The following is a 24,410-nucleotide window of genomic DNA, read 5'->3' as shown; positions in this document are numbered from 1 at the left end:
TCAAAAAACGACAGGCTGGAATTCATCCATGCCTGTCGCCTCTATACGGCGCCCTGCGCTTTTGTACCGTCCAGCTTCGGGCGCCAGTGGCTCGGGGTCATAAGTCAAAGCTGCTGCGTGGCAAAGTGCGCCACTCCGTAGCTTCGCCTTATGCCTGTCGCCTCTATACGGCGCCCTGCGCTTTTGTTATTGAGCCGGGTTTAGTTGTAGGTCGATTGAAATCTTGATGTCGTCGCCGACTAGTACGCCGCCCGCTTCAAGTGCTTGGTTCCAAGTAAGGCCGAATTCTTTACGTGATACTTTGCCTTCCACTTCGAATGCCGCTACATCTACGCCCCATGGATTTTTTCCTGTACCTTCGTATTCCGCTTCAAACGTAACCTTTTTCGTTACGCCTCTCATCGTCATGTCGCCGGTAATCGCATACTCATCATCGCCTTTTTTCGCGATGTCTGTTGAGGCGAATGTAATCGTCGGGAAATTCTCAGCATCGAAGAAGTCAGCAGAACGCAAGTGGTTGTCGCGATCTTCACTGTTCGTGCTGATTGTTGAAGTGTCAATCGAGAAGTTAATTGAAGCGCCTGTCAAATCTTCAGGAGTCCCCTCAAGTGTTCCTTCCACTCCTGCAAAACTTCCTTTTACTTTTGAAACCATCATATGCTTAACTGAAAAACCTACACTCGTATGTGAAGCGTCTACATTCCATGTTGCCATTGTCAAATCCAACCTTTCTATATTTAAATTTATTATTACTCTCATCCATGTTCCCTATTTCAATCAAGATATTCTTTTTTGTTTATAAATCTTGACTTCAAGGTATATACATATCCTATACTATATTTATCTCGAAGTCAAGGTAAAAATTATGGAAGAACACCCTTTACAGGGCGCTCATTCTATTATTTCGCTTTTAGTTTTAAGATGTATCCTTTTTCAACTTTTCCATTCAATACAGTTTCATGGTAAATGCCGTTCGCCCAGTCTTCTGATTGATCGTGGAACCATTCGGATTTCATATGTCCGCTTTGACCGGGTCCGACGATATGATGTGCTGTCGAAAGATCGGATAGATCTGCGACGAAGCGCCAAGATGCACCGTGATTGACGGTTCCATCTTCTTTAAATGCAGCCGCCTGGACAGTGACATTTGAGCCACCGATCTCCTGTTTTTCCGGATTGAGGAAGTAGGCAAATATCGGTGAAGCAGCAGCCAATGAATGCGGGAAGGCCAGTTGGTGGTATTCTCCCCACTTCCATTTTTCCGCATCGTTTCCAAACTGCTCTTCAATTTCAGCTATCGAAGTTTCAAATGAATCATAGATCCATTTATCGACACCGCCATATTGTGTCACCCAGACACCAGGATTGCCGCTATATGCGTCCCTCATCATCTGATCAATGATCTGCCCTTTGCCCGGCATGAGATTATAGACGTCCTCCGGCATGTCATTGCTGAACATCGTTTTCGGCAATTGCTTCATTAATTTATGGAAAATCAACGGCGCACTCGCATCCGCGGAATCAACCTGATCCCATTCCTCCAATATTCGGACGGCCATTGCATAGTTCCCTTCCTTGTCTACTGCTTTCACCGAGCCAATGAGATCTTGCAAAAACTCACGAGCATACAAATTTGCTTGATCCATTTGCAAGTCCATCATATCTTGCGCGGTGAATTTATCTCCTTCACGCAACACTTCGGCAATTCGCATATACCGATAAGGCTGCGACCAAAATTTCGTTAGATGATATGGGTATGAATCATCGACGACTTCATTGTTGGCAGTTGCAATGAAGCCTTCTGCCGGATTGATGACTGTCGGCAGTTCATCATATGGGACGTAACCTTCCCAACCATACTCAGATGAATCTCCAGGTACGGGCAGCTGTGCATCCCCTTGTTTGCGGATTGGAATCCGGCCGTTCGCTTTATAGGCAATCGTGCCGTCATTACTAGCAAACACAAAGTTTTGTGCAGGCGCATGGAAGTCTTCCAATGCTGATTCGAACGTTTCCCAATCCGTCGCTTTATTCATTCTCATAATCGCTTCAAGCTCTTTCGTTGGCTCGAGCGCGGTCCATTGCATTGAAAACAACGCGCCTGGATCCTCTGATTTGTAAAGAATCTCTGACATGATCGGCCCATGTCTCGTGACGACCACTTCGAAAGGCACGTCTTCTTCACCCTTTACCTTGATCGTCTCATCGCGCACTTCAGCCTGCTCCCACTTTCCGTCATAGCGGAATTGTGTCGGGTTTTCCGGGTTCGGGATTTCGATATATAAATCCTGAACATCCGGTCCGACATTTGTCACTCCCCAAGCGATGTTCTCGTTATGTCCTAAAATGATGCCCGGGACTCCCGCGAAAATGACGCCGCCGACATTTTGTTCAGGCGACTGCAAATGCATTTGATACCAAATCGAAGGTGTGTTCAACCCAAGATGCGGGTCGTCCGCGAGAAGTGGCTTGCCGGATGCAGTTTTCTCGCCCGAAACGACCCAGTTATTGCTGCCGTTGAATTCATGCGGAACTAAATCCGCATTGAATCGGCCTGCCACTTCAACCGGTGTTTTCAAATTCGCCGCAATGATTGAAGGAGCGTTGTCTGGATAACTGACAAACAATTCACGTGCTTGCTCTTCAGGAAAATTGTTCAGCGCCCAATGCCTGACGGCAAGACTATCCCAATTGCCGCCCAAATCATAAGCCATATACTTTCCGATTGTGAGCGAATCGATCGGTGTCCATTGTTCGGGTTCATAGCCAAGAATTTTAAACTCATACGGCAGTTTCCCGTCTTCGTTTGCTTGGTCAATAAACGCATTGACGCCTTCCGCGAACCAGTCGAGTACCTTCTTCGCATCTTCGCCATAGCCGTCATAAGAAGCTTCCGCCGCATTGCGTAAGCTGAACGTACGGAACGTCTTATCCGTGTCAACTGCTGCCGCTCCGACGACTTCCGCTAATCGGCCGCTCGCTTGCCTACGCGCCAAATCCATTTGGAATAAGCGATCTTGCGCCTGCGTGTAGCCTTGAGCACGATACAAATCAGCTTCAGACTTAGCAGTAATATGCGGCACACCGTCCGTGTCTCGCACGATTTCAACGTCTTCATCTAAGAAGTTTACGGTTACCTCACCTTCAATGACCGGTTTTGATTTTCCTATGTACACATTAATGACAATCAAACCGACGACTAGTAGTGCGATAAGCCCGCCGAAGATGGATAGTAATACCTTCGGCCATTTCCCCATTTTTCTTTTCTTCACATTCATCCCCCCACCATACCTATTCGATGAATCACTATTCATTCCCTTTATTCAATTCAATATTTTTAAAATCAAGGGTGCCTGCCACCCATACAATTCTGAATTGTTCAGTTGGCAGGCATCCCCGATTATATTTCTTGTCAAAACTACGGTTAGCTAGCATACTTATAAAGGTGAAGCCTTCTTTATAGTAATTTTTAATGACTTGAAGACTTTCAGCGTAATTGAATTGAAGGGACTGGATGTTGATGTTGAAGCATCAGTGGTTTGAGGAACTACGTGGAATCATTACACAAGGCATACTACGGATAGATGAACCATTAAACAAATATACGATGACAAAACTTGGCGGAACTGCAGATGTGCTTGTTATTCCTGGAACAATCGAGGAAATGGAAGCAACGGTGCGGTATGCATATGAAAAAGATATTCCGCTATTATTATTAGGCAACGGGTCGAATATGGTCGTACGTGATGGCGGCGTGCGGGGAATTGTCCTCCACCTCTCCAAATTGAACATGATCCGGGTGGATGGCGTCAAGGTGCATGCGGAAGCAGGAGCGCTCATTATCGATGCTTCAAAGCAGGCTGCGGCAGCATCATTGACAGGCCTAGAATTTGCCTGCGGGATCCCCGGCTCGATCGGCGGAGCGATGGCCATGAATGCAGGGGCGTACGGCGGGGAAATCAAAGACATTATCGTGCAATGTACGGTCTTGACGAAATCAGGAGAGCGACTTGTTTTATCGAAAGATGAACTCGAACTCGGCTACCGGAAAAGCATTATCGCCTCTGAAGGGTATTATGTAATATCTGCTGATTTTGAATTGGCGGAAGGGGACAAGGAAGAGATTGATGCGAAAGTCGCTGATTTGACATACCAGCGTGAATCGAAGCAACCTCTTGAATACCCATCTGCAGGAAGTGTATTCAAAAGGCCCCCAGGTTATTTCGCAGGGAAATTGATCCAGGATTGCGGCTTGCAAGGGAAAGGCCATGGCGGTGCGGAAGTGTCTATGAAGCATGCAGGATTCATTGTGAATAAAAACGAAGCAACCGCATCCGACTATATTGCAACAATCAATATGGTGAAGTCAGAAGTGAAGAAGCGGTTCGACGTCGACTTGGAATTGGAAGTGAAGATTGTCGGGGAAGAATAAACAAAAGCGGATGACCTAGTATCGGCCATCCGCTTATATTTTAAGTTCGATCTATTCTTATTGTTCCACTTTACAGACGAACTGAGTAGCCTCTGTGACTCTGTCATCCGTGATCTGCACTTGGCACATTTTATTATTATTCATGAATTTGAAAATCCCGTTATTGAAGTCCGTTCCGATCTCTTTGAAAAAGATTCCTTCGAAGCGCGCCTCTTTCGAAAGGGTGAAGCTAATTCGGAAGCCGTCCCCTTCTTCGACTAAATACGCCCGCACACCTTTTTCAAACATGCCATCGATTTCATCTTTAATGGCACGGTCGACGGATACGACATGGAAATCCACAAAGGTTATTTCACGCAGTAGCACGTTCAAGAATGAGCCTTTAGTAATCTCTTCCCATCTGCTTTGAGCAGTTTGACCGATGATAATCTGCGTAATATTATGTTTGTGGGCTATTTCTTTGATCACCTTTGCAACTGGCCGTTTTTCATTATCCATAATGATAAAATCTTCAACATCGAGCTCTTCAGCAAGCTCTTTCCAGTTTTGGACATATTCAGATTTATCGGCATCAAATTCATCGAAAGGCAATGGATCAATCGTTAATATATAGAGTGGACAATCCGCGATGGTTGCCATTTTATGCCCACGTCTGATGAGACGTTCTCCATTTGGACCGTAGTAGACACAAACGAGAATGCTTTCGTCCATACGACCTTTTACTTTGCCCATGACCGTAGTCACCTCTTACAATTATTTTCGTTTCGTAACACGAATCTAAATTTGAAAACCACAACATTATACATGAATGAACGTTGAATGACAAGATGCAATCGCATCAACGGCGATTAAAAAAACTTTAGTGTATAATTCAATATGAACTTATAGCTACCTATTATGTCCCCAGTTCCGTCACGAGTCAAGTCCATCCTCGATAATTAAGAAAAAATTTACATAGGAAGTTGAAAACCCGGTTTACTTAAATCAGCGGTTGTCCCCTAGGAGGTTTTCTGTTGTTGACGATTACATTATCCATATTCATCCCCTTTTTGGCAGCGATTTTCATTCCCTTTATTTATAAAAGGATTCAAAACCGGCATATCGGCTGGTTCGTCATTATCGTTCCAATCGCGTTATTCATCTTTCTTGCAAGCTTTATCCCTTCCATTGCAAATGGAAGTACTTATATGCATACGATTCGGTGGATCGATTCTGCCGGAATCCATTTTGCAACGTATCTTGACGGGCTCAGTTTAATATTTGCCCTTCTCATTACGGGTGTCGGCAGTTTAGTCATCCTCTACTCTATATACTATTTGTCTGAAAGGGAATCATTAGGGCGTTTTTACGTATACCTCTTATTGTTCATGGGCGCTATGCTTGGCGTCGTTCTGTCCGATAACCTCATGATGCTCTACGTCTTTTGGGAATTAACGAGCATTTCATCCTTCCTGTTGATCGCCTTTTGGTATCACCGGAAAAAGTCAAGGTATGGAGCCCAGAAATCCATGCTCATCACCGTATCGGGCGGCATCGCCATGCTTGCCGGATTCATCATGTTACAGTCTTTGACGGGTTCTTTCAGCGTGCGTGAAATAGTGGCGACAATTGGCCAATACACGGACGAGCCCCTCTTTTTATGGGCCATGCTCCTTGTATTATTGGGTGCGTTTACGAAGTCCGCACAATTTCCTTTCCATATTTGGCTGCCGGACGCGATGGAAGCACCGACACCGGTCAGTGCTTACTTGCACTCCGCAACGATGGTTAAGGCGGGCATCTATTTGGTAGCGCGTTTCACTCCCATCTTCGGCGGCGAGGCTGTCTGGTTTTACACAGTAAGCGGCGTTGGGCTTTTCACATTGTTAGTAGGTTCATTTAACGCGGTGAAGCAAACCGATTTGAAAGCATTGCTTGCTTATTCGACAGTGAGCCAGCTCGGCTTGGTCATGAGCTTGTTCGGTCTCGGGTCCGTCGCGCTCCAACATGGATATAGTCCGGATTCTGTCATCTATACGCAAGCAACATTCGCGGCATTATTCCATCTCATTAACCATTCCACCTTCAAAGGTGCTCTTTTCATGGTCGTAGGCATTGTTGACCATGAGCTCGGGACCCGGGATATCCGCAGGCTCGGGGGACTTATGGCGTTCATGCCGATTACGTTCACGATTGCGCTGATTGGAAGTTTCTCGATGGCAGGGCTCCCTCCTTTCAACGGCTTTCTAAGTAAAGAGATGTTCTTTGAAGCGTTAGTGAATGCGCGGAACCTTGAAGTTTTCTCTACCGGCACTGTCGGTACACTGTTCCTTGTCGTTGCATGGATTGCGAGTGTATTTACATTCGTCTATAGCATGATCATCGTTTTCCAAACGTTTTTCGGGGAATTCCATCCAGAACGTGTTGAGAAGCCATCCAGTGAAGCTTCTTTCGGAATGCTCGTTGCACCATCCGTTTTGGCAATATTTGTCGTCGGCATCTTTTTCTTCCCGAATGTCGTCGGGAACTATTTGCTGCGCCCCGCAATGACAGCGATCTATCCATCGTTCGCAGGAGCTGAAGGCCTAGTGCCCCATATTAAGGCATGGCATGGCTTCAATCCCGCCCTATGGATGACAATCGGGGTTATCATCCTCGGTACGATTCTTTATAAATTGATAAAATATTGGAGAGGTGTCTATACAATCGCTCCGCTCCGATGGAACTTGGACACAGCATTCAACGCTGGTTTGACTTGGCTCGAGGGAGGATCCCATTTCATTACCCGGATGTATATGAAAGGCTATTTGAAAGATTACCTTGTCTATATTTTCACTTTCTTCATCGTGGCGGTCGGAGGATCGATTTTATGGACAGGATCCTATTCCTTCGACTTTACAGACAACAGTCCCATCGCGATAAATGAATTCCTAATTGTGCTCGCTATGGCAGGTGCGGCGCTTGCGATGATTTTTGCGAAATCACGTATGACTGCAATCATTTTAAATGGTGTGCTCGGTTATTCGATTGCCCTTCTCTTCGTCGTTTTCCGTGCACCGGATCTGGCATTGACCCAAACCGTCGTTGAAACAGTTACAACCGCTCTATTCCTTCTTTGCTTCTACTTTCTGCCTGAATGGAAGAAAGAGCGCTCAGCACGTAAGACGAAAATAATGAATGGTATTATCGCCCTATCAGCCGGGACGATCGTGACAGTGCTCGCCCTTGCTGTGCAAGGCAATAAAATGTTCGAATCAATTTCAGTGTATTTTGAAGACGCTTATCTCCTTGCCGGGGGTAAAAATATCGTCAATACGATATTGGGAGATTTCCGTGCATTCGATACAATGCTCGAAGTCGTCGTTCTTTTCATCGCAGGGATCGGCGTGTTTACACTTATTAAACTGAAGACAGGAAAGGAGGACAAGGATATTGAGGATCAATGATGTTATCTTGAGAACAGTAGCCAGAATCGTCGTGTTCATCATACTGACGTTCGGCGTTGAGCTGTTTCTATCAGGTCATAATAATCCCGGCGGCGGATTCATCGGCGGTCTCGTCTTATCCTCCGCATTTGTCCTGCTCTATTTGGTAAATGATATAGAAACGGTTCGAAAAGGGATTCCGTTTGATTTCAAAAAAATTGCGGCATTCGGTGTTCTTCTGGCAGTCGGTACGGGCTTTGGTTCTGTACTGTTCGGTGAACATTTCCTGACTCAGGCTTTCGGCCATTTCCACTTGCCGATATTTGGAATTACTGAATTGTCGACAGTCGTCTTGTTCGAAGCAGGGGTTGCATTGACGGTCGTCGGCGTTGTCGTAACAATCATTTTAACGATTAGTGAGGATGTGTAGCAGATGGAAACATTAATAACGGTACTCGTCGGCCTACTTGTGACAGTTGCTGTCTATTTGCTCCTGTCCCGCAATCTGATTCGTGTCATTTTAGGGACCGCTGTCTTGTCGCATGCAGCACATCTGCTCTTAATGACAATGGGCAACGGATTGAAGAAAGGAAGCGCCCCGTTGCTTGGCGAGAATGCTAATAGCTATGTAGATGCTCTGCCTCAAGCATTGATTCTTACAGCAATCGTTATCAGTTTTGCCGTGACAGCATTTTTGCTAGTGTTGGCGTATCGTACATATAAAAAAACGGGGACGGATGACCTCCATGCATTGAGAGGGTTTAATGATGAATAATATTATAGTTATGCCGATGATCATCCCTTTATTGACCGGGATCATCTTGATTTTTTTACGTTCTTACACGAAAACCCAACGTGTTTTTAGTATCTTGTCTAGTATTGCGACGGTTGTTGTAAGTCTAGTTATTTTAAACAGAATTCAGCATGAAGGGATTTTGAGACTTGATTTTGGTGGATGGTTGCCGCCCTATGGAATTTTATTCGTAGCGGATTCATTCTCCACGCTGCTCGTAGTAACGACATCGATTGTGACTTCAATCCTTCTCATTTACGCATTTTCATCCATCGGGAAACAGCATGAGCATATGTTTTTTTATCCGTTCATCTTTTTCCTTGTTGCAGGCGTCAACGGTTCTTTCCTGACGGGCGATCTGTTCAACATGTTTGTTTGTTTTGAGGTCATGCTGCTTTCCTCTTACGTGCTCATCACGATGGGCGGCAGGAAAATCCAACTTGTCGAATCAATTAAATATGTAACGATCAACGTCCTTTCCTCATGGTTCTTCTTAATCGGGATTGCTTATTTATACGGAACGGTCGGCACGTTAAATATGGCCCATTTATCTGTTAGAGTTGCAGAAGTCGGACAAGGTCCGTTATTGACGGTGATCAGCTTGATGTTCTTGATCGTGTTCAGTTTAAAAGCAGGGCTGTTGCTTTATTTCTGGCTTCCGGGCTCTTACAGCGCCCCGCCGACAGTCGTTGCCGCATTATTCGGAGCTTTGCTTACTAAAGTTGGGATTTATGCGATGTTCCGGATTTTCACGCTGATCTTTTATCACGAAACGGTTATTACGCATACGGTGATCGGGATCATGGCAATTCTGACGATGATCGGCGGCAGTATCGGAGCCCTTGCACATAACGATATTCGTCAAATCGTTTCGTATAATGTTGTGATTGCCGTCGGGTTCATCTTAGCAGGTCTGGCGATTTCATCAGAAGTAGCATTCCAGGGAGCCATCTATTATTTGATACACGACATGATCGTGAAAGCTTTGCTGTTCCTCATTGCAGGGACGATGATCTATTTGACGGGGAAAGCTAAGATTCAAGAGATGAGTGGCCTCATCCGCAACTATCCGATGCTCGGTTGGTTGTTTTTCATCACGATGCTATCGTTGACGGGAATTCCTCCGTTAAGTGGGTTCATCAGTAAAGTGTACTTGGGGCAAGGGGCGATTGAAACTGGCTCCTACCTATTATTGGCAGTTGCCTTTATATCCGGCATCTTCGTTCTGTACTCATTATTGCGCATCTTCCTGAACAGCTTCTGGGGTGAGACGATCATAAGTGAGGATGACGATGTCCCATTGAAAAAAGGGATGCTCGTCCCGTGTGTGCTTTTTGCAATCATGACAGTTGCAATCGGCGTTGGCGCTGAGGGGCTAGCCCCTTATGTCAGTGATGCAGCACGTACACTTATGAATCCGGAGATCTATATAGACGCTGTTTTACAAGGAAATCGTTAAGCGGAAAGTTGAGGTGGAGTTTGATGCCAGCCCAGTTATTATTGAATCTGTTCATCGCTTTTTTATGGATGACGTTGATTGATGAAGATGAATTGAAATTCACGACGTTCTTTGCCGGTTTCCTCGTCGGGATCGGAATCATTTTCTTCATGCACCGCTTTTTCGGCACACAGTTTTATTTGCGCCGGTTATTTAAAACAATTAAGTTACTATTCATCTTCATATCTGAATTGACCCAGTCAAGCATCGTCGTCTTAGGGCAGATTTTAAGCCCCAAATTGAAAATCAAGCCAGGCATTTTTAAATACGAGACCGTCTTGAAAAGTGACGTGGAAGTGACGATGCTGTCCCTTCTTCTCACGCTGACTCCGGGGTCCGTCGTCATGGAAGTGTCTCCTGAAGGTGATACGCTATACATCCACGCGATGGACGTCGAACAATCAAAAGCTGGATTGATCAAGCAGCTGAAGAACTTCGAAAAAGCGATCATGGAGGTGACACGATGATTGAAACGATGCTGACGGTGTCGCTTGTCCTTTTTTCCATCACCATTTTGATTGCCGTTGTTCGGATCGTTCTTGGTCCTTCAATGCCCGATCGTGTTCTTGCGCTTGATATGATCGGTGTCAATTTGATTGCCATGATAGCTGTTGTCTCGATCATATTAAAAACGAAAGCCTTTTTGGAGGTTATTTTGATACTAGGGATACTTTCCTTCATTGGAACAATCGCCTTTTCCAAAGCAATTGAAAGGGGGGTCATTGTTGAGCGTAAACGAGATCGGTGAATTCGTAGGGGCGCTATTGATTTTATTGGGCGGGATTGCGAGTGTCATTAGTGTATTTGGGCTTATCCGGCTGCCGGATGTGTATACACGTTCCCACGCAGCGACAAAAAGTTCGACGCTTGCTGTCTTGCTTACACTTTCGGGAACTTTTTTATATTTCTTGTTCCGTGAACAATTCGTAAGCGTTCGTGTACTTCTTGGTATTGTGTTTGTTTTCCTTACAGCCCCGGTAGCGGGTCATCTGCTTGTAAGGGCCGCATACCGTTCAAAAGTAAAGCTGGCGGATATTTCGACGGAAGATGAGTTGCATGATGTTTTGTATAAGATTGAATCCGAAAACGACGGGACTAGCGATAAGAGCTAGCACCGTCGTTTTTATAAGCAAAGCAGCAATGGTGTTTTTAATAGATACAAACATGCATTAAATTTCACAGTTGTCGTCGTTGCAGATGCCTTGGCCTTCTCCGCCTAATACTTTCAACTTAGGCTGGATTCCTTCCTCTGCTGCAACTTTTTTCAGCGCTTCTTCAAAGGCTTCTTTTGGCTGCGCTCCAGAAATGGCGTATTTGCGGTTGATGACGAAGAACGGTACGCCTTGTACTCCGATCTGTCCAGCCTCAGCGATATCCTTTTGAACATCAGCAGCAAATTCTTCGGATTGTAGCATTTGTTGTGCACGTTCCTTCGATAAGCCTGCTTCTTCTGCGATGGCGAGCAATGTAGCTTCGTCGCCAAGCAGCTCTCCATTGATGAAATGCGCTTGCATAAGGCGTTCCGTCGTAGCCTCTGCTTTGCCTTCCAGCTCCCCAAGCTTCGCAAGGCGATGGGCGTTGAATGTGTTCGCCACTTTCATGCCTTCGACGTTATAGTTCAAGCCGACAGTCTTTGCCTGCTCTGCGACATTCTCCATCATCTTGCTCGCCTCGCCCAAGCTGACACCGAACTTCTTCGCTAAACCGTCCAACGATGATCCTGACGCATCAGTCGGCGTGTTCGGATCCAATTGGTACGATTTGAAAACCACTTCCGCTTGATCCGCCAAATTTGTCGACTCTAGCGCCTCTTCCAATCTCCGTTTGCCAATATAGCAAAAAGGGCAAACATAGTCTGACCAGATTTCAATTTTCATGAATGCATACCACCTTTCCTTTCTTATTTTAGAATTCATTCAAACTGGCAACAATGAATATGCCTGCTAACTTTGTTAGTGAGAACCAATTGGAGGGCTTGTCATGAATAATTCATTATGGCTGCAGACAGCTTACCCGCGGGAAACGTATCCTGCTTTAGACAAAGACATAGAATGTGATGTATGCATTATCGGCGGAGGGTTAAGCGGAATTGCAAACGCTTATTTTTTGGCGAAGGAAGGAAAGAATGTTGTCCTGCTCGAAAAAGATGAAATTCTCTCGGGGGCAACGGGGAATTCAACAGGGAAATTGACGGTGCAGCATGATATCGTCTATGCAGATCTCATCAAGCAGTTTGGAAGGGACAATGCGAGAATTTATTATGAAGTGAACCGGGATGCCGTTTCGTTTGGAAAGTCTTTTTCCGAGGGGGATGAACTGAGGAATGCCGATTCGGTTTTATTTTCCCAATCCAAATACGGGACAGAATTGCTTCAGGATGAAAAAAGGGCATACGATGACATCGGCATTGCCGGTGAGTTAGGCAGGAATAGCGAGCTGCCGCTTAGAACGGAGGCAACTCTCATGATTCAAAATGAAGCGCAAATCCATCCTGTCCGACTCGGCCAGCATTTAGCGAAACTTGCTGTGAAGGCTGGAGCGCGTATTTTCGAAAAGTCGGACGTCCGTTTAATGGATTTGAAAAAACGACTGCTCTATACGAATTCACAAAATGAAATCCAATTTAATGAACTCCTATTATGCACGCATTATCCGATTGAAGCTTTACGCGGACTGCAAATTATGAAATTATCCGTAAGCCGCTCTTATATCGTAGCTGCTCCAGCAAATATGCCATTGACAGGACAATATATTTCAGTCGACAATCCGAAACGTTCCGTACGGACTGCATTCATCGACGGAAAAACACATTTCCTTTTATCCGGCGAAGGGCATCAAGCAGGGATGGAGAAAGAGACACAAGTGCATTACGAAACGTTGTCTTCGGAGCTGCATAGCATTTATCAGCTGGACCCGTTGAAATGCGGATGGTCAGCACAAGACCCATCGACGCCCGATCTCATTCCCTACGCCGGACAGATTTCACGAAGCATGCCGTATGTCTATTTGAATACCGGTTTTAGAAAATGGGGATTATCGAATTCGCTAGCAAGTGCACGAATTATTAGCGATCAGATTGTTGGCAGACAAAACAAGGCCTCGTCGCTATACGCCCCGGACCGGACTGGATTCGGATCGTTTCTCATGCAAGCGCTAAAAAACACGGGGCTTGTGTTGAAGGAATTCACAGGCGGCCATATTACGAGAACCCATTCGCCTATTTGCACACATATGGGCTGCAGGACGCGATGGAACGAAGCCGATCAAACATGGGACTGCCCATGCCACGGTTCACGTTTTAGAAAGGATGGCTCGGTGCTTGAAGGACCGGCGACGAAACCGTTAGATTTGGGGTGAATAAAAGCGAAGGGCGCTTGTTCAGCTGCGACAGGCATAAGGCGAAGATGCGAAGTGGTTCCATTTGCCATGTAGCAGCTTTGACTTATGACCCCGAGCAGCTAGCGTCCGTAGCTGGATAATAAAAGGTTGTGCCCCATTAGTATGAGCACAACCTTTTATTTTATTTAAGAGCTTCCGTCAAGACCGGTACAATCTGCTTCTTCCGTGATACTACGCCTTTAAACGTTGCTGTGTTATTCGTCAAGCCAACGTTGAATGCCGTACAAGCGCGTTCTGCAGCTCGTCCGAGGGCAATGACCGATGAATCATTGTTCAAGATGTCCGTTACGACGAATAGGAAAAGATCTAACTCTTTCTCTTCAATGATGCTGTTCAATAAAACTTCAATTTCAGCTTGGCGCTTCATGACGTCATCAACTTCGATGGCATTCACTTGTGCAATTTCAACTTTTGCTGCACCCATCGTGAACTCTTTTGCATCAAGCGATACAAGCTCTTCAAGCGACTTGCCGCTCAAATCAGCGCCCGCTTTCAACATTTCCAGTCCATAGACTTGTGCATCTACGTCCGCAATCGCTGCCAACTCTTCTGCAGCCATGCGATCCTCTTCTGTAAATGTCGGTGATTTGAATAAAAGCGAATCAGAAATGATTGCTGAAAGCATTAGGCCCGCTATGTTTTTCGGAATTTCGACGCCATGCTCCTTATATAACTTATTCAAAATCGTCGCCGTACAGCCGACAGGCTCAGCACGATAATAGAGCGGATCTGACGTTTCGAAGTTGGCGATTCGGTGATGATCAACGACTTCGATAACTTGCACATCATTAAGATCATCGACGCTCTGTTGCTTTTCATTATGATCAACAAGGATGACCTGTTGTACTTCAGGCGCTGCTTTTTCAATTAAGCGCGGTGCTTCAAAGCCGAATTGGCCTAATGCATACGCTGTTTCGCCAGAAATGGAACCAAGACGGACAGCTTCTGCATCCATTCCAAGCTGTTGTTTCAAATAAGCATAGCTGATCGCCGCCGTAATGGAATCGGTGTCAGGGTTTTTATGTCCGAATACTAATACTTTACCCATTGAAATCCTCCTACTAAATCATATTCCTACATATTCTATCATAAAGGTTTGCCGAACAAAATTGCCGCAAGCTCGTCTTTATTCACAATGAAATCTGCAATCGTATACTTATCTAACACTGCTAAATAAGCAACCAGTGCTTCCTGCAATGCTCCTTTCAACCGACATGCAGGAGAAAGAATGCATTGATTCCCATCCGGACGGAAGCATTCAACTATGTAAAAATCATCTTCCGTCTTCCGAACGAGTTCACCTACATTTATATCTTCAGGCTTTACTTTCAATCGGATACCGCCTCCGCGACCCCGCACTGTTTCCACAAGACCCATCTTTCCTAATTCATGGACAACTTTTGTCAGGTGATTTTTTGAAATCTGATATTGGTCCGATATTTCCTGAACTGTCGATAGCGAACCGACTTCCTTCGTTCCCAAGTAAATCAGGACGCGAAGAGAAAAATCTGTATATAAAGTTAACCGCATAATTTCACCGCCATTCACCAACCTATTATAACGATTTTGTCCGTATCGTGAAAGAAATGTGTCTAAAATCTTACATCACCCAAAAGATGCATTTCAGATATAGCTTTAAGACAAATAATCGTTTATTGTGGAATTAACAAAACAAGAAAGGTTGTGCGCATCACATGTTATCTCAACAAACAATTGATATCGTAAAATCTACAGTACCCGTATTGGAACAACACGGTAAAACAATCACAACAGTTTTTTATAAAAATATGTTCGCCGCTCATCCAGAACTTCTTAATATTTTCAACCATGCTAACCAATCAAAAGGCCGTCAGCAAACAGCGTTAGCGAATACAGTTTACGCAGCTGCAGCACATATTGACAATCTTGAGGCAATCATCCCTGCGGTTGTTCAAATCGCACACAAGCACGTTTCTTTAGGAATCCAAAAAGAACATTACCCAATCGTTGGATACCATCTACTTGGAGCCATTAAAGAAGTACTTGGTGACGCAGCTACTCCTGAAATCATCGCAGCATGGGGAGAAGCATATGAAGTTATCGCAGGTGCGTTCATCGGTATCGAGAAAAATATGTATGACAACACCGAAGATGCTGAAGGCGGTTGGAGAACATTCAAGGATTTCATCATTGCAGATAAAGTTCAAGAAAGCGAAGTAATCACTTCCTTCTATTTGAAACCAGCTGATGGTGAAAAATTGCCAACTTATAAACCAGGTCAATACATTACAGTGCGTTTCAGTATTCCTGGGGATGAATTCACATTGAACCGTCAATATAGTTTGTCTCAAGCACCAGGTAACGACACATTCCGTATTTCGGTAAAACGTGAAGACGAATGCGTTCCGAATGGCAAAGCATCCGTACATCTTCATAACGGCCTGAATATCGGCGACACAATTGAAGTGAGTGCGCCAGCAGGTGACTTCTATCTCGACACAGAAAGCACGACACCTGTCACATTGATCAGCGGCGGAGTCGGTATCACCCCGATGATGGCGATGTATCAAACAATCGCGAACGTTTCACCTGAACGTCCGGTTGCATTCCTTCATTCAGCACGCACACGTGGCCACCAAGCGTTCCACAAAGTGTTGAATTCTTTAACAGAAACACTTCCCAACACAAAATACGAGGTGCTTTACTCAGAAGAAGGCGACGGGTTCATCAACCGTGAATTCCTAGCGAAGCATGTAGCAGAAGGCAGCGATATCTACGTCTGCGGACCAACACCATTCATGCAAGCCGTCATCTCTGCATTGGTCGCAAACGGCGTAGCGGAAGATAAGATCCACTTCGAATTCTTCGGACCAGCAGAAGAACTAAGAATGGAATATGCACAATAAAAGCAAAAAAAACGGGACCCCTTCATATAAAGGGAGTCCCGTTTTTATTAGCGTCTGACTTTTTCAGGCCATCTGAATGAAGTGAAGATCAATACACCTGATAAAAGTAATCCTAAATAACCGATGTACGGATAGAAATGAGCAACAAGGTTTTTGAAACCGACAAAGCTTAACGCAAAACCAATTACTAACGTAATCAGTACGAATGTTTTGAAGCTCTTCGTCCCAATCGTCACAAAACGTGCACCAAACGCATAGAACATACTGACGGCCGTATTGAAGATCATCCCATAAAGGACGAATGCCATCAATACCGCAAGTACCGGCGAAATATCATTGATGATCGCAAGCATCGGCAACGCTGAATCTCCGACGACATCGACTTTTGAGAAAATCGCCAAATGGCTTAGCAGAATCATAATCCCGAGTCCAAGACCACCGACTAACCCACCGAGTGCTGCTGTTTTTTCGTCTTTTTCAGCCCCACCCATTACGAGCGCCATGGAAACGCCTACTGCGATGTTGAACGATACGTAATTGATTGCGGAAATGAACCAGTTCGGCAAAGTCGTGTCGACTGCATTCGCAACCGGATTCAGCTCAGCAAAAGATTGATCCATCGTAACCAAGCTATAGATTGATACGCCGACAACTGCAATTATGAGGAATGGCGTTATGCTGCCGATGACAGCTACTACTTTATCGACATTCATTAATATCGTTATAAATACAAGAATTACCATCAGTAAACTTCCAATGAAAGGCGGAATACCAAATTGCTGTTCTAGATTGGAGCCTGCGCCTGCTATCATGACGACGCCAACACCAAACAATGTAAAAATGATTATGTAGTCTATAATAGTTCCTAAGAAGCGGCCGCTGATTTTGTAAATAGCATCTTTGTGTGATGTTGTCCGCAACCGGCTGCCAAGTCTTGTTATCACCATGCCTATGTAAGCGAATAAAGCAGTAGAGACGATTGCCGCAACAATCCCCATCATTCCGAAACTTGTAAAGTATTGAAGAATTTCCTGACCGGAAGCAAAACCGGCGCCAACGATGATTCCAATGAAAGCGCTTCCCATTTTAAGTACTTTTTTCATCCGTTGTTCCCCCTAGTTGTGTATGGATTATGTGCAAAATAATCCGAATTCTCAGTGTGTAACTCTTCTTCTCGTACCAATCTAACACGCATTTAACTAGATTTCAAGAACATTACGCATTCTATACTTTATTTCCAATTCATAGATATTCAGACACATAAAAAGCTGCCCCATTTCAAACGGAGCAGCTCATTCAATCATTTTTTATTTGTCCAGTACGTTTTTGGATTCACGAATAAATGCAGGTAGATCATCAGGCGTCCGGCTCGTTACGAGCTGATTTTGACAGACGACCACCTCTTTGTCTGCATAGTTTGCGCCGGCATATTCCATATCCACTTTGATGGATTTATAGCCTGTTGCGTCCCGGCCTTCTAGCGTTTTTGCGGTGATTAATAGTTGTGGACCGTGGCAGATTGCAAACACAGGCTTTTTATCATCCATGAACTTTTTCGCGAATTCCACGAATCGGTCATCCGCCCGCAGCTGATCAGGTGAAAATCCTCCAGGAATGAAAAGAGCATCATAATCATCAGGGGAGGTATCACTGATTCCGATGTCAATCTTCACAGTGGCATCACCCTGTTTCCCTTTCACTTCATTACCGGCTTCCTTTTCGATCGTGACGACTTCATGACCCGCTTCCTGAAACGCTTTCGCCGGTTCTGTATACTCCGAATCCTCGAATAGGTTTGTAATCACAGTAGCAATTTTAGCCATTTTGTACATCCATCCTTTCAAAATTATGCTAGCCCTACTACTATTCCACTCCCATTCGCCACTAAACCTAAGGCCGGTATTTTGAGACGTAAGGATTATCCTTTTCAAAGAAACGCCAAGGATAATGGACCGCCTCTCCCGTATTCCCGATCCCTACACGCGGGCCCGTTTCGATTTCCTTCGCACCGGGCCCTACGGCGATGAACAGCGGCTCGTCCGACCAATGATGTCCGTAGTACTTCATCGTCACGCCGAGCGCTTTGGAAAGCTTGCCTGGCCCATTCGTCCAATCTTTCATCTTCAGTTTGGGACCGCGATTATCACGCATCAGGTCGAGCCCGTCGATTGGCTCTGCCGCGCGTATGAGCACCGCATGCGGCGTCCCGACTGGCCCACTGACTACGTTCATCAATGTATGGGTGTGCATCTGGTACGTATAAACAAGACCAGGGGCGCCAAACATTATTTCCGTCCGCTTCGTCCGCCGATTACCGAAACTATGCGCAGCACGATCCTCAGGCCCATGATACGCCTCTGTTTCTACGATTCGTGCAGCTATGATCCCGTCAGGCCGCTCATGCACAATGTATTGGCCAACCAGGCTCCGCGCAAGTTCAAGGACAGGTCCTTCAAAAAAGCTTTTATCAATCGGTTCGTACAATGGAATCCCTCCGTCCGCGCCAATATTTCTTCTTCAATAGGATAGCCTTTTTGAAAGGAAGCGAATCATTTACATAGAAAATGAGCTGTTCGGCGGATAAATGAACTATTCCTTGTCGCTCGGCAGAATCTTAAATCATTCTTATAAACAACACGACAAAAATGAAGCCAAGCACAATCAACGCGATAATCGACATGATCTTCGTGTATTTTATCGCTTCATCCGAAACTTCGGGTTGCTCCTTATACATCCAGCGCTTTCCCCATAACACTGCATCTTCCGGATTATAGATTTGCCATATAAGAATCAGGAACACCGGTATGCAAATGATGAAGAAAAAAATGAGTTCCGCCATAATCTCCCCCCTATTTCAATCCCTGTCCTTCCGCAAATTCACGATACAGCGGATGGGAATTGATTAACTCATCATGCGTGCCGATCCCCGTAATGCGTCCCGCCTCCAAGAAGACCAGTTGGTCCGCGTCAATGACAGTCGACAATCGATGGGCGATAATGAGCGTCGTCCGTCCTTCCATTAGTCGTTGGAGCGCCTCCTGCACATGCGTTTCCGATCCGCTGTCCAAATTGGAAGTCGCTTCGTCAAGCAGCAAAATCTCTGGATCATGCAACAACGCCCTAGCGATCGCAATCCGCTGACGTTGGCCGCCCGAGAGCTTCATTCCCCTCTCCCCAACGAGCGTATCAAAACCATCTGTCATTGCTTCGATAAATTCCAGCGCATTCGCCGCCTCCGCAGCCCTCCGCACCTCTTCCAACTGGGGCCGGGTCTCTAAACCATATGCGATATTATCCAAAATTGTCCCGCTTAACAACGGGCTTTCCTGCGACACATAACCGATCCTTTTCCGCCATTCAGATAAGGCGATACCCGTAATTGGTGTACCTCCAATGGAAATTACACCTGAAGTCGGCAAGTAAAACCGTTCAATCAAAGAAAAAATCGTCGTCTTCCCTCCGCCACTTGGTCCGACAAACGCACTAACTGTCCCCGGTTCCGCCTGGAATGAAACCCCCTGCAAGACATCTTTCCCGCTTTCATACGAAAAATCGACCGATTCAAACTGAATCCCGCCATTCGGTACAACGGCAGCTCCTTCAGCCCGCTCGCTGTTCATCCCTAAAATCTGCTGAATCCGTTCCGTCGCTCCGACAGCCTTCTGGAAAATCGTAAATACTTGCGCCATTTGCGCAAACGGCATGATAATCTGGAACATGAGAAAAATGATGGCTACAAGCGTTCCCGCGGACAAATCGCCTTTTGAAACTTGCGCGCCCCCATAACCCAGGATCACGACTAAAATGCTCATCATCACAAGCGTCATGACCGGCGAAATAATCGCTTGGATCCTCGCCTCTTTCAATCCGAATGAAAACAGCGAGCTAATCGCCTTGCCACCCTTCTCCCCTTCATTCGGCTCCGCCCGATACGCCTTCACCAACCGGATATCGCCAAGTACCCGTCCAAGATGCCCCGAAAACTTTGCCATCTCTCCTTGCGTCGCCTTTGCGATTTTATGCATGATCCGCCCAAGTGGAAAAATAATTGCCATACTCACCGGAATGCTGATCATCATAATCAGTGTCATCTTCCAGTCCAAATACAAGAGAATCGCAACCGCCCCGATGATTGAAATGATGCCCGTAATGAACGACACAAGATGATCCGATACCAATTGCTTCAGCATCGTCGTGTCCTGCGTAATGCGGCTCATCGTCTCACCGGTTTCATTTTCATCGTAATATGTCACAGGCAGTCGCAGCACCTTATCCCATAATTTATTCCGCAAATCCGCCACAATCGTCTCACCGATATACGCCAGCAAATAATACGAAACGCCGCCCAATACCGCCTGCACGATGAACACGACAAACAAAAATACCGCCGTCTGCCAATTGAAGGCCGCTGCCGTCAACGAATCGACAAGCTGCCTCGTCACTAACGGAATTGCCAAACTCGCCGCCGTCGAAAACAACGCGAGGATCAGTGCAACCACCGTAATCCCTTTCGGCCATCTCAGCTGCCGCAATAAAGCAACAAATTCCTTCATCGACCCTTTCGTTTTTACCTCGTTTTCCATCTACTCACCCTCTACTTTCCAAATAAGCATAGACTCTTACAATTGCTTATAAATGCGGAGAATCACGCGTAAACCTTCCCCGACGAATCATTCTCCCTCATACCAATAGTAAGCATTATAAAATTTCGTATACATATCAAAGCTCTTTCTAATGTAATCTTGAATTTCTTCAAGACGATAGATCATATGGAACCTCGAATAAAAAGGTTCACTTGTAATTCTCAAAATCTCTTCCTCAGCTGCTTGGCTCCACCTCAAAGTCGCGTATAGATACTTTCTGGATTCCGATGAGTGTACCTCCTCATAAGTGATCGCCAATAACCTATCCTGCAAGATTCTAAGGTCATCCACAATGATATTCAAATCACTTTTACCGATACTTGATCTAGAAGTCGTCATCATATCCATTTCATACGTCTCGAGAACGCGTTGAGTTGCGTACTTTACATGGTCCATCGTGTAGCCTTCCGGATCCTTTCCTTCATTCTCTTCATCCAGCTTCCTAAACTCATACAATTTCACTTTATAATCTTGCAAAATAGGAAGTTCCGTACTGACTGAAACTGATTGATAGATGCTGAAAGGCGAATATGGGAAAAATACCTGCGCAAAAAATAACCCTACGACAACAAATAAGCCACTCCACAATCTCTTTTTCAATCTACATCCCCCATGTTTAAAACCGCTAACCAACTCTTCACTTCCCGCGGTGATTTTAAAATAAGCACTTCCGCTTCGGCACGCTCCAGCATTTGGAATACACCCGGCCGTTTCTTCTTCGGATACGTCCATATAAATTTCACAAAATCCCAATCTACCTTCTCTTCACAGCCTTCTGCCATATCTGGCCGAGACTTCCCCCGATACATCCACCGTCTCTTGAAAATTCGAGACAGGCAGAGCCAGTTTGGAAAGTCGAGGAAGATGATCAAATCAGCGTATTGAGCCCGCATTTCGATCGTGGAATTAAAATTGCCATCGATGATCCATGTGGGCTTCTCCAGTTCAACTTGCAGCTTTTTCCGAAATTCGGGCTTCGGCGTAGGCACCCATCCTTCATTCCAAAATAGCGCATCCAAATGAAGGACAGGCAAGCGCAAACGGCCCGCGAGTTCAACCGATAAAGTTGATTTCCCTGCGCCGCTGCAGCCGATAACCAAAATCCGCTTATATTCCACTTTCCCCATCCCCAATTCTCTTCAGCATCTCACCAATCGCCAACCAATCCGCATCCAAATCCGGCCTGTGTGACGGTCGATAAAAAACAGCTGCCGGATGGAAGGTCGGCACGATTCGATACACTCGATCCGTCCACTCAAACGAGGTACTATCAAGACCCGGAAGAAACTGCACTGGCTTCTCCAGTAACTGCCCGTGCAACTCCGTCACTTTTGCCTCTTTGCCGAGCAACCTTTGTAAACCGAAATTCCCTAATGCCACAATCAGCTTCGGCTCGATATTTGCGAGTTCATAATCGAGCACCGGGGCATGCGCCAAAATCTCTTTCCGCGTCGGCGGCCGATTATACTTTCGCTTCGTCATCGTGCCATCCCTCTCCCGTTTTTCGCCCCATTTATACGGCCGACTGCGGACCGTACTCGTTATATAGACATCTTCACGCGTCAATCCGATCGAATCGAGCGACTTCATCAATTCCTTGCCAGCCCTGCCGATGAAAGGGATTCCATCTACAGCCTCAAATTCCCCCGGCGCTTCGCCGATCAACATCAGCTCCGGTTTCTGCGGCCCCTCCCCATAGACAAACCCCTCCACCGGATATCCTTTAATCCGCTCCCTGCCAAGCTCTGCAATCGATTCAGGTATTCGAAACATCGGCACACTCCCTTTCAGCCTTATCAATTATGCCTTGGCGTAATTGTGTCCAGATTTTATCGAGCTTGCTCGATAAATCCCTTTAAAAATCTGTGACATTCTCTGGAGGATTTAACTTAATCCAGCGGGTTTTGCACCGCTGGGTTAGGTTAAAAGCTTTATCGTTTCATCCAAAAACGCTTTTCCGTCCCCTTGTTTAATCTTCTCGATTCCTTCTTCTATCCGATCATATCGAAATGCGCGGATGATTGCGAATAGATGGGGAACCATCTCCAGTTCGCGATTCAACAATGGCCTTTCGGATGTATAGGCGTTTATGTATGTATTGTAACGTTCCTCTGGGGTTTCATTTCCCTCAAAGTCGTGATGCCAAGCCAGGTAAATCGCATTGGCGACACATTCATTAACAAAGACTTCGTCACCTGCAATGTCGTAATCGTAAATGACGGAAATCTTGTTCTCCTGGAATAAAAGATTATACGGCAGCAGATCGCCTTGAACAGGGCCCGCGGGTAGCTCAGACCATTCCGCTTGTAGAATGGCCCTTCTCGCCAAATATAGTTCTTTAACCATAGACAATTCCAACTCGAACCTCCCGATCTCTTCAACACAATGAACCAAATCCAAATAACTTAATTCATTTTCATCGTAGTCCCCAAGCTCATTGGTTTTATTGCCGCCGAACATCCCCCAGCTCGTTCCACTGCCGAAACGCAAGTCAATTGTGGATGAGACCACATGTTGTTTGCCAAGTGATTTTCCGAGTTCCTGAAGATGTTCCTGCCGGAGAGCTTTAATCTCCTTGCCAATTCCTTTACGTTCGAGAATGAAAAGCAGGTTCTCGTGTTCGACATAGCGTTTCCCGTCCAACGCTTGTTCAGACATGATAAATGGCAGTCCGGCGTTACTCATAAGTTCCGTGAATGCAATGATCGTTTCGACGAATTGTTCTGGCTGCTTTTCACCTTTCAGATAAAATAGTTCACCGTCCACTTCCACCTCTGCTACAAGCCTATCCTTGTCTCGTAGAATTTCGTGGCGGGTAATCGGTTTCGAAAAATACCGTTGCATGACTTCTTGAATCATTTCATTATCCCCCAATAATATATTGTTCTAACGCACGTTCGACACTTGTTGCAAAATTATTACCCGCCCCCCAATCAAATCGAAAGAATACCCCTTCCGAACTGCCTGCCGCAACGACATGAATGTTTGTGGAGCCATCAAAATTATCAATTGTCGTTGTGACGGATGCGCGGTTATTGGAGCGCATATAGTACTTTTCCATGATCAGCACATGCACCTCCGACGAACCGGTCGTTCTTACGTAATGGTCAACTAATGTGCCACTGATATTTCCTCGAAGGATCTCAGACTGGATCAAATCCGCTGCTTCGTTTGGAGAGATTTTCACGGTAAAATCCTTAACTGACATATCATCATCCCCTTTTCTCTTTGAATGTAAATACGTATTGTGTTAAATAGAAGTTTCAATTTATCGAAATTCGTAAGAGAACAAGGCGAGCAGATTCTTGAGGGCGATACTCGATTCCTTGAGCGCGATACTCGCTTTCTTGAGTGCG

Annotated in this window: 26 protein-coding genes; 10 read left to right on the top strand and 16 right to left on the bottom strand. The window is 45.6% G+C overall.

Going from position 1 to position 24,410, the window contains the following annotated elements:
* Window positions 1-186 precede the first annotated feature (186 nt).
* Complete coding sequence (locus SLU01_RS15960) at window positions 187-714, bottom strand: YceI family protein (protein ID WP_147060167.1); 528 nt, start codon at window positions 712-714, stop codon at window positions 187-189.
* Between the two features lie 185 nt (window positions 715-899).
* A complete protein-coding gene (locus tag SLU01_RS15955) occupies window positions 900-3,278 on the bottom strand; it encodes a penicillin acylase family protein (protein ID WP_246111021.1) in 2,379 nt (792 codons plus the stop codon).
* A gap of 242 nt (window positions 3,279-3,520) precedes the next feature.
* Here SLU01_RS15955 and murB point away from each other — a divergent pair, with 242 nt between their 5' ends.
* On the top strand, window positions 3,521-4,432 hold the full coding sequence (gene murB, locus SLU01_RS15950; protein ID WP_147060163.1) for a UDP-N-acetylmuramate dehydrogenase: 912 nt from the start codon (window positions 3,521-3,523) through the stop codon (window positions 4,430-4,432).
* A 57-nt stretch (window positions 4,433-4,489) separates the two neighbouring features.
* On the opposite strand, the gene SLU01_RS15945 is transcribed toward murB, so the two are convergent.
* Window positions 4,490-5,164 carry an adenine nucleotide alpha hydrolase family protein gene (locus SLU01_RS15945; RefSeq protein ID WP_147060159.1) on the bottom strand — a complete coding sequence of 225 codons (675 nt, stop codon included), beginning with the start codon at window positions 5,162-5,164 and terminating at the stop codon, window positions 4,490-4,492.
* Window positions 5,165-5,445: 281 nt separating this feature from the next.
* Between SLU01_RS15945 and SLU01_RS15940 the strand changes: the two genes are divergently transcribed.
* Genes SLU01_RS15940 through SLU01_RS15910 form a run of 7 tightly spaced genes read left to right on the top strand, consistent with a single transcriptional unit; the run spans window position 5,446 to window position 11,239 of the window.
* Window positions 5,446-7,857, top strand: a complete 2,412-nt coding sequence (locus SLU01_RS15940) for a Na+/H+ antiporter subunit A (RefSeq protein WP_174842668.1) — start codon at window positions 5,446-5,448, stop codon at window positions 7,855-7,857.
* On the top strand, window positions 7,844-8,266 hold the full coding sequence (locus SLU01_RS15935; protein ID WP_147060157.1) for a Na(+)/H(+) antiporter subunit B: 423 nt from the start codon (window positions 7,844-7,846) through the stop codon (window positions 8,264-8,266). Before SLU01_RS15940 ends, SLU01_RS15935 begins: the two co-directional genes overlap by 14 nt.
* 3 nt (window positions 8,267-8,269) lie before the next feature.
* Window positions 8,270-8,611 (top strand): Na(+)/H(+) antiporter subunit C, encoded by a 342-nt coding sequence (locus tag SLU01_RS15930; RefSeq protein WP_147060155.1) that lies wholly within the window; start codon window positions 8,270-8,272, stop codon window positions 8,609-8,611.
* Window positions 8,604-10,088 (top strand): Na+/H+ antiporter subunit D, encoded by a 1,485-nt coding sequence (locus SLU01_RS15925; protein WP_147060153.1) that lies wholly within the window; start codon window positions 8,604-8,606, stop codon window positions 10,086-10,088. The genes SLU01_RS15930 and SLU01_RS15925 overlap by 8 nt, the downstream gene beginning before the upstream one ends.
* Before the next feature lie 23 nt (window positions 10,089-10,111).
* Window positions 10,112-10,594 (top strand): Na+/H+ antiporter subunit E, encoded by a 483-nt coding sequence (locus SLU01_RS15920; RefSeq protein ID WP_147060151.1) that lies wholly within the window; start codon window positions 10,112-10,114, stop codon window positions 10,592-10,594.
* Window positions 10,591-10,875, top strand: coding sequence for a Na(+)/H(+) antiporter subunit F1 (locus SLU01_RS15915; RefSeq protein WP_147060149.1), 285 nt, complete (start codon window positions 10,591-10,593; stop codon window positions 10,873-10,875). Before SLU01_RS15920 ends, SLU01_RS15915 begins: the two co-directional genes overlap by 4 nt.
* Window positions 10,853-11,239: a Na+/H+ antiporter subunit G gene (locus SLU01_RS15910; protein WP_147060147.1), complete on the top strand. Its 387-nt coding sequence runs from the start codon at window positions 10,853-10,855 to the stop codon at window positions 11,237-11,239. The genes SLU01_RS15915 and SLU01_RS15910 overlap by 23 nt, the downstream gene beginning before the upstream one ends.
* A gap of 57 nt (window positions 11,240-11,296) precedes the next feature.
* On the opposite strand, the gene SLU01_RS15905 is transcribed toward SLU01_RS15910, so the two are convergent.
* Entirely contained in the window at window positions 11,297-12,004 is a 708-nt protein-coding gene (locus SLU01_RS15905; RefSeq protein ID WP_147060146.1) for a DsbA family oxidoreductase, read from the bottom strand.
* Between the two features lie 103 nt (window positions 12,005-12,107).
* Here SLU01_RS15905 and SLU01_RS15900 point away from each other — a divergent pair, with 103 nt between their 5' ends.
* On the top strand, window positions 12,108-13,484 hold the full coding sequence (locus tag SLU01_RS15900) for an FAD-dependent oxidoreductase (RefSeq protein ID WP_147060143.1): 1,377 nt from the start codon (window positions 12,108-12,110) through the stop codon (window positions 13,482-13,484).
* 163 nt (window positions 13,485-13,647) lie between these two features.
* Here the strand turns inward: SLU01_RS15900 and SLU01_RS15895 are convergent, their stop codons facing one another.
* Entirely contained in the window at window positions 13,648-14,574 is a 927-nt protein-coding gene (locus SLU01_RS15895) for a manganese-dependent inorganic pyrophosphatase (RefSeq protein WP_147060141.1), read from the bottom strand.
* A 38-nt stretch (window positions 14,575-14,612) separates the two neighbouring features.
* Complete coding sequence (locus SLU01_RS15890) at window positions 14,613-15,056, bottom strand: RrF2 family transcriptional regulator (protein ID WP_147060139.1); 444 nt, start codon at window positions 15,054-15,056, stop codon at window positions 14,613-14,615.
* A gap of 164 nt (window positions 15,057-15,220) precedes the next feature.
* Between SLU01_RS15890 and hmpA the strand changes: the two genes are divergently transcribed.
* Complete coding sequence (gene hmpA / locus SLU01_RS15885) at window positions 15,221-16,411, top strand: NO-inducible flavohemoprotein (protein ID WP_147060137.1); 1,191 nt, start codon at window positions 15,221-15,223, stop codon at window positions 16,409-16,411.
* A 47-nt stretch (window positions 16,412-16,458) separates the two neighbouring features.
* Here hmpA and SLU01_RS15880 read toward each other — a convergent pair whose 3' ends face one another.
* From SLU01_RS15880 to SLU01_RS15835, 10 genes are all read right to left on the bottom strand, one after another.
* Window positions 16,459-17,514, bottom strand: coding sequence for a YkvI family membrane protein (locus SLU01_RS15880; RefSeq protein ID WP_147060135.1), 1,056 nt, complete (start codon window positions 17,512-17,514; stop codon window positions 16,459-16,461).
* A 204-nt stretch (window positions 17,515-17,718) separates the two neighbouring features.
* Window positions 17,719-18,234: a type 1 glutamine amidotransferase domain-containing protein gene (locus SLU01_RS15875; RefSeq protein ID WP_147060133.1), complete on the bottom strand. Its 516-nt coding sequence runs from the start codon at window positions 18,232-18,234 to the stop codon at window positions 17,719-17,721.
* A 67-nt stretch (window positions 18,235-18,301) separates the two neighbouring features.
* Window positions 18,302-18,895, bottom strand: a complete 594-nt coding sequence (locus SLU01_RS15870; protein ID WP_147060131.1) for a DNA-3-methyladenine glycosylase — start codon at window positions 18,893-18,895, stop codon at window positions 18,302-18,304.
* 130 nt (window positions 18,896-19,025) lie between these two features.
* Window positions 19,026-19,250: a DUF6199 family natural product biosynthesis protein gene (locus SLU01_RS15865; RefSeq protein ID WP_147060129.1), complete on the bottom strand. Its 225-nt coding sequence runs from the start codon at window positions 19,248-19,250 to the stop codon at window positions 19,026-19,028.
* Between the two features lie 10 nt (window positions 19,251-19,260).
* Complete coding sequence (locus SLU01_RS15860) at window positions 19,261-20,994, bottom strand: ABC transporter ATP-binding protein (protein ID WP_147060127.1); 1,734 nt, start codon at window positions 20,992-20,994, stop codon at window positions 19,261-19,263.
* Window positions 20,995-21,081: 87 nt separating this feature from the next.
* A complete protein-coding gene (locus SLU01_RS15855) occupies window positions 21,082-21,654 on the bottom strand; it encodes a hypothetical protein (RefSeq protein WP_147060125.1) in 573 nt (190 codons plus the stop codon).
* Window positions 21,651-22,181 carry a P-loop NTPase family protein gene (locus SLU01_RS15850; protein ID WP_147060123.1) on the bottom strand — a complete coding sequence of 177 codons (531 nt, stop codon included), beginning with the start codon at window positions 22,179-22,181 and terminating at the stop codon, window positions 21,651-21,653. Before SLU01_RS15850 ends, SLU01_RS15855 begins: the two co-directional genes overlap by 4 nt.
* Window positions 22,162-22,827 (bottom strand): uracil-DNA glycosylase, encoded by a 666-nt coding sequence (locus tag SLU01_RS15845; protein ID WP_147060121.1) that lies wholly within the window; start codon window positions 22,825-22,827, stop codon window positions 22,162-22,164. Before SLU01_RS15845 ends, SLU01_RS15850 begins: the two co-directional genes overlap by 20 nt.
* Window positions 22,828-22,971: 144 nt before the next feature.
* Window positions 22,972-23,913: a phosphotransferase enzyme family protein gene (locus tag SLU01_RS15840; protein ID WP_147060119.1), complete on the bottom strand. Its 942-nt coding sequence runs from the start codon at window positions 23,911-23,913 to the stop codon at window positions 22,972-22,974.
* A gap of 4 nt (window positions 23,914-23,917) precedes the next feature.
* Window positions 23,918-24,262, bottom strand: coding sequence for a DUF6054 family protein (locus SLU01_RS15835; RefSeq protein ID WP_147060117.1), 345 nt, complete (start codon window positions 24,260-24,262; stop codon window positions 23,918-23,920).
* Window positions 24,263-24,410 lie beyond the last annotated feature (148 nt).

This window comes from Sporosarcina luteola (assembly GCF_007991495.1).
Taxonomy (GTDB): Bacteria; Bacillota; Bacilli; order Bacillales_A; family Planococcaceae; genus Sporosarcina; species Sporosarcina luteola.
Note: the sequence above shows the minus strand (reverse complement) of the source record. Positions and strands in the feature narration are given on the sequence as shown.

Excerpts from the sequence above, each read along its gene's own strand:
- hmpA (WP_147060137.1), top strand. The coding sequence starts at position 15,221 with ATGTTATCTCAACAAACAATTGATATCGTAAAATCTACAGTACCCGTA.
- SLU01_RS15945 (WP_147060159.1), bottom strand. The coding sequence starts at position 5,164 with ATGGGCAAAGTAAAAGGTCGTATGGACGAAAGCATTCTCGTTTGTGTC.
- SLU01_RS15955 (WP_246111021.1), bottom strand. The coding sequence starts at position 3,278 with ATGAATGTGAAGAAAAGAAAAATGGGGAAATGGCCGAAGGTATTACTA.
- SLU01_RS15905 (WP_147060146.1), bottom strand. The coding sequence starts at position 12,004 with ATGAAAATTGAAATCTGGTCAGACTATGTTTGCCCTTTTTGCTATATT.
- murB (WP_147060163.1), top strand. The coding sequence starts at position 3,521 with ATGTTGAAGCATCAGTGGTTTGAGGAACTACGTGGAATCATTACACAA.
- SLU01_RS15875 (WP_147060133.1), bottom strand. The coding sequence starts at position 18,234 with ATGGCTAAAATTGCTACTGTGATTACAAACCTATTCGAGGATTCGGAG.
- SLU01_RS15960 (WP_147060167.1), bottom strand. The coding sequence starts at position 714 with ATGGCAACATGGAATGTAGACGCTTCACATACGAGTGTAGGTTTTTCA.
- SLU01_RS15850 (WP_147060123.1), bottom strand. The coding sequence starts at position 22,181 with ATGGGGAAAGTGGAATATAAGCGGATTTTGGTTATCGGCTGCAGCGGC.
- SLU01_RS15840 (WP_147060119.1), bottom strand. The coding sequence starts at position 23,913 with ATGATTCAAGAAGTCATGCAACGGTATTTTTCGAAACCGATTACCCGC.
- SLU01_RS15920 (WP_147060151.1), top strand. The coding sequence starts at position 10,112 with ATGCCAGCCCAGTTATTATTGAATCTGTTCATCGCTTTTTTATGGATG.
- SLU01_RS15845 (WP_147060121.1), bottom strand. The coding sequence starts at position 22,827 with ATGTTTCGAATACCTGAATCGATTGCAGAGCTTGGCAGGGAGCGGATT.
- SLU01_RS15930 (WP_147060155.1), top strand. The coding sequence starts at position 8,270 with ATGGAAACATTAATAACGGTACTCGTCGGCCTACTTGTGACAGTTGCT.
- SLU01_RS15865 (WP_147060129.1), bottom strand. The coding sequence starts at position 19,250 with ATGGCGGAACTCATTTTTTTCTTCATCATTTGCATACCGGTGTTCCTG.
- SLU01_RS15880 (WP_147060135.1), bottom strand. The coding sequence starts at position 17,514 with ATGAAAAAAGTACTTAAAATGGGAAGCGCTTTCATTGGAATCATCGTT.
- SLU01_RS15915 (WP_147060149.1), top strand. The coding sequence starts at position 10,591 with ATGATTGAAACGATGCTGACGGTGTCGCTTGTCCTTTTTTCCATCACC.
- SLU01_RS15925 (WP_147060153.1), top strand. The coding sequence starts at position 8,604 with ATGAATAATATTATAGTTATGCCGATGATCATCCCTTTATTGACCGGG.
- SLU01_RS15900 (WP_147060143.1), top strand. The coding sequence starts at position 12,108 with ATGAATAATTCATTATGGCTGCAGACAGCTTACCCGCGGGAAACGTAT.
- SLU01_RS15835 (WP_147060117.1), bottom strand. The coding sequence starts at position 24,262 with ATGTCAGTTAAGGATTTTACCGTGAAAATCTCTCCAAACGAAGCAGCG.
- SLU01_RS15890 (WP_147060139.1), bottom strand. The coding sequence starts at position 15,056 with ATGCGGTTAACTTTATATACAGATTTTTCTCTTCGCGTCCTGATTTAC.
- SLU01_RS15860 (WP_147060127.1), bottom strand. The coding sequence starts at position 20,994 with ATGGAAAACGAGGTAAAAACGAAAGGGTCGATGAAGGAATTTGTTGCT.
- SLU01_RS15895 (WP_147060141.1), bottom strand. The coding sequence starts at position 14,574 with ATGGGTAAAGTATTAGTATTCGGACATAAAAACCCTGACACCGATTCC.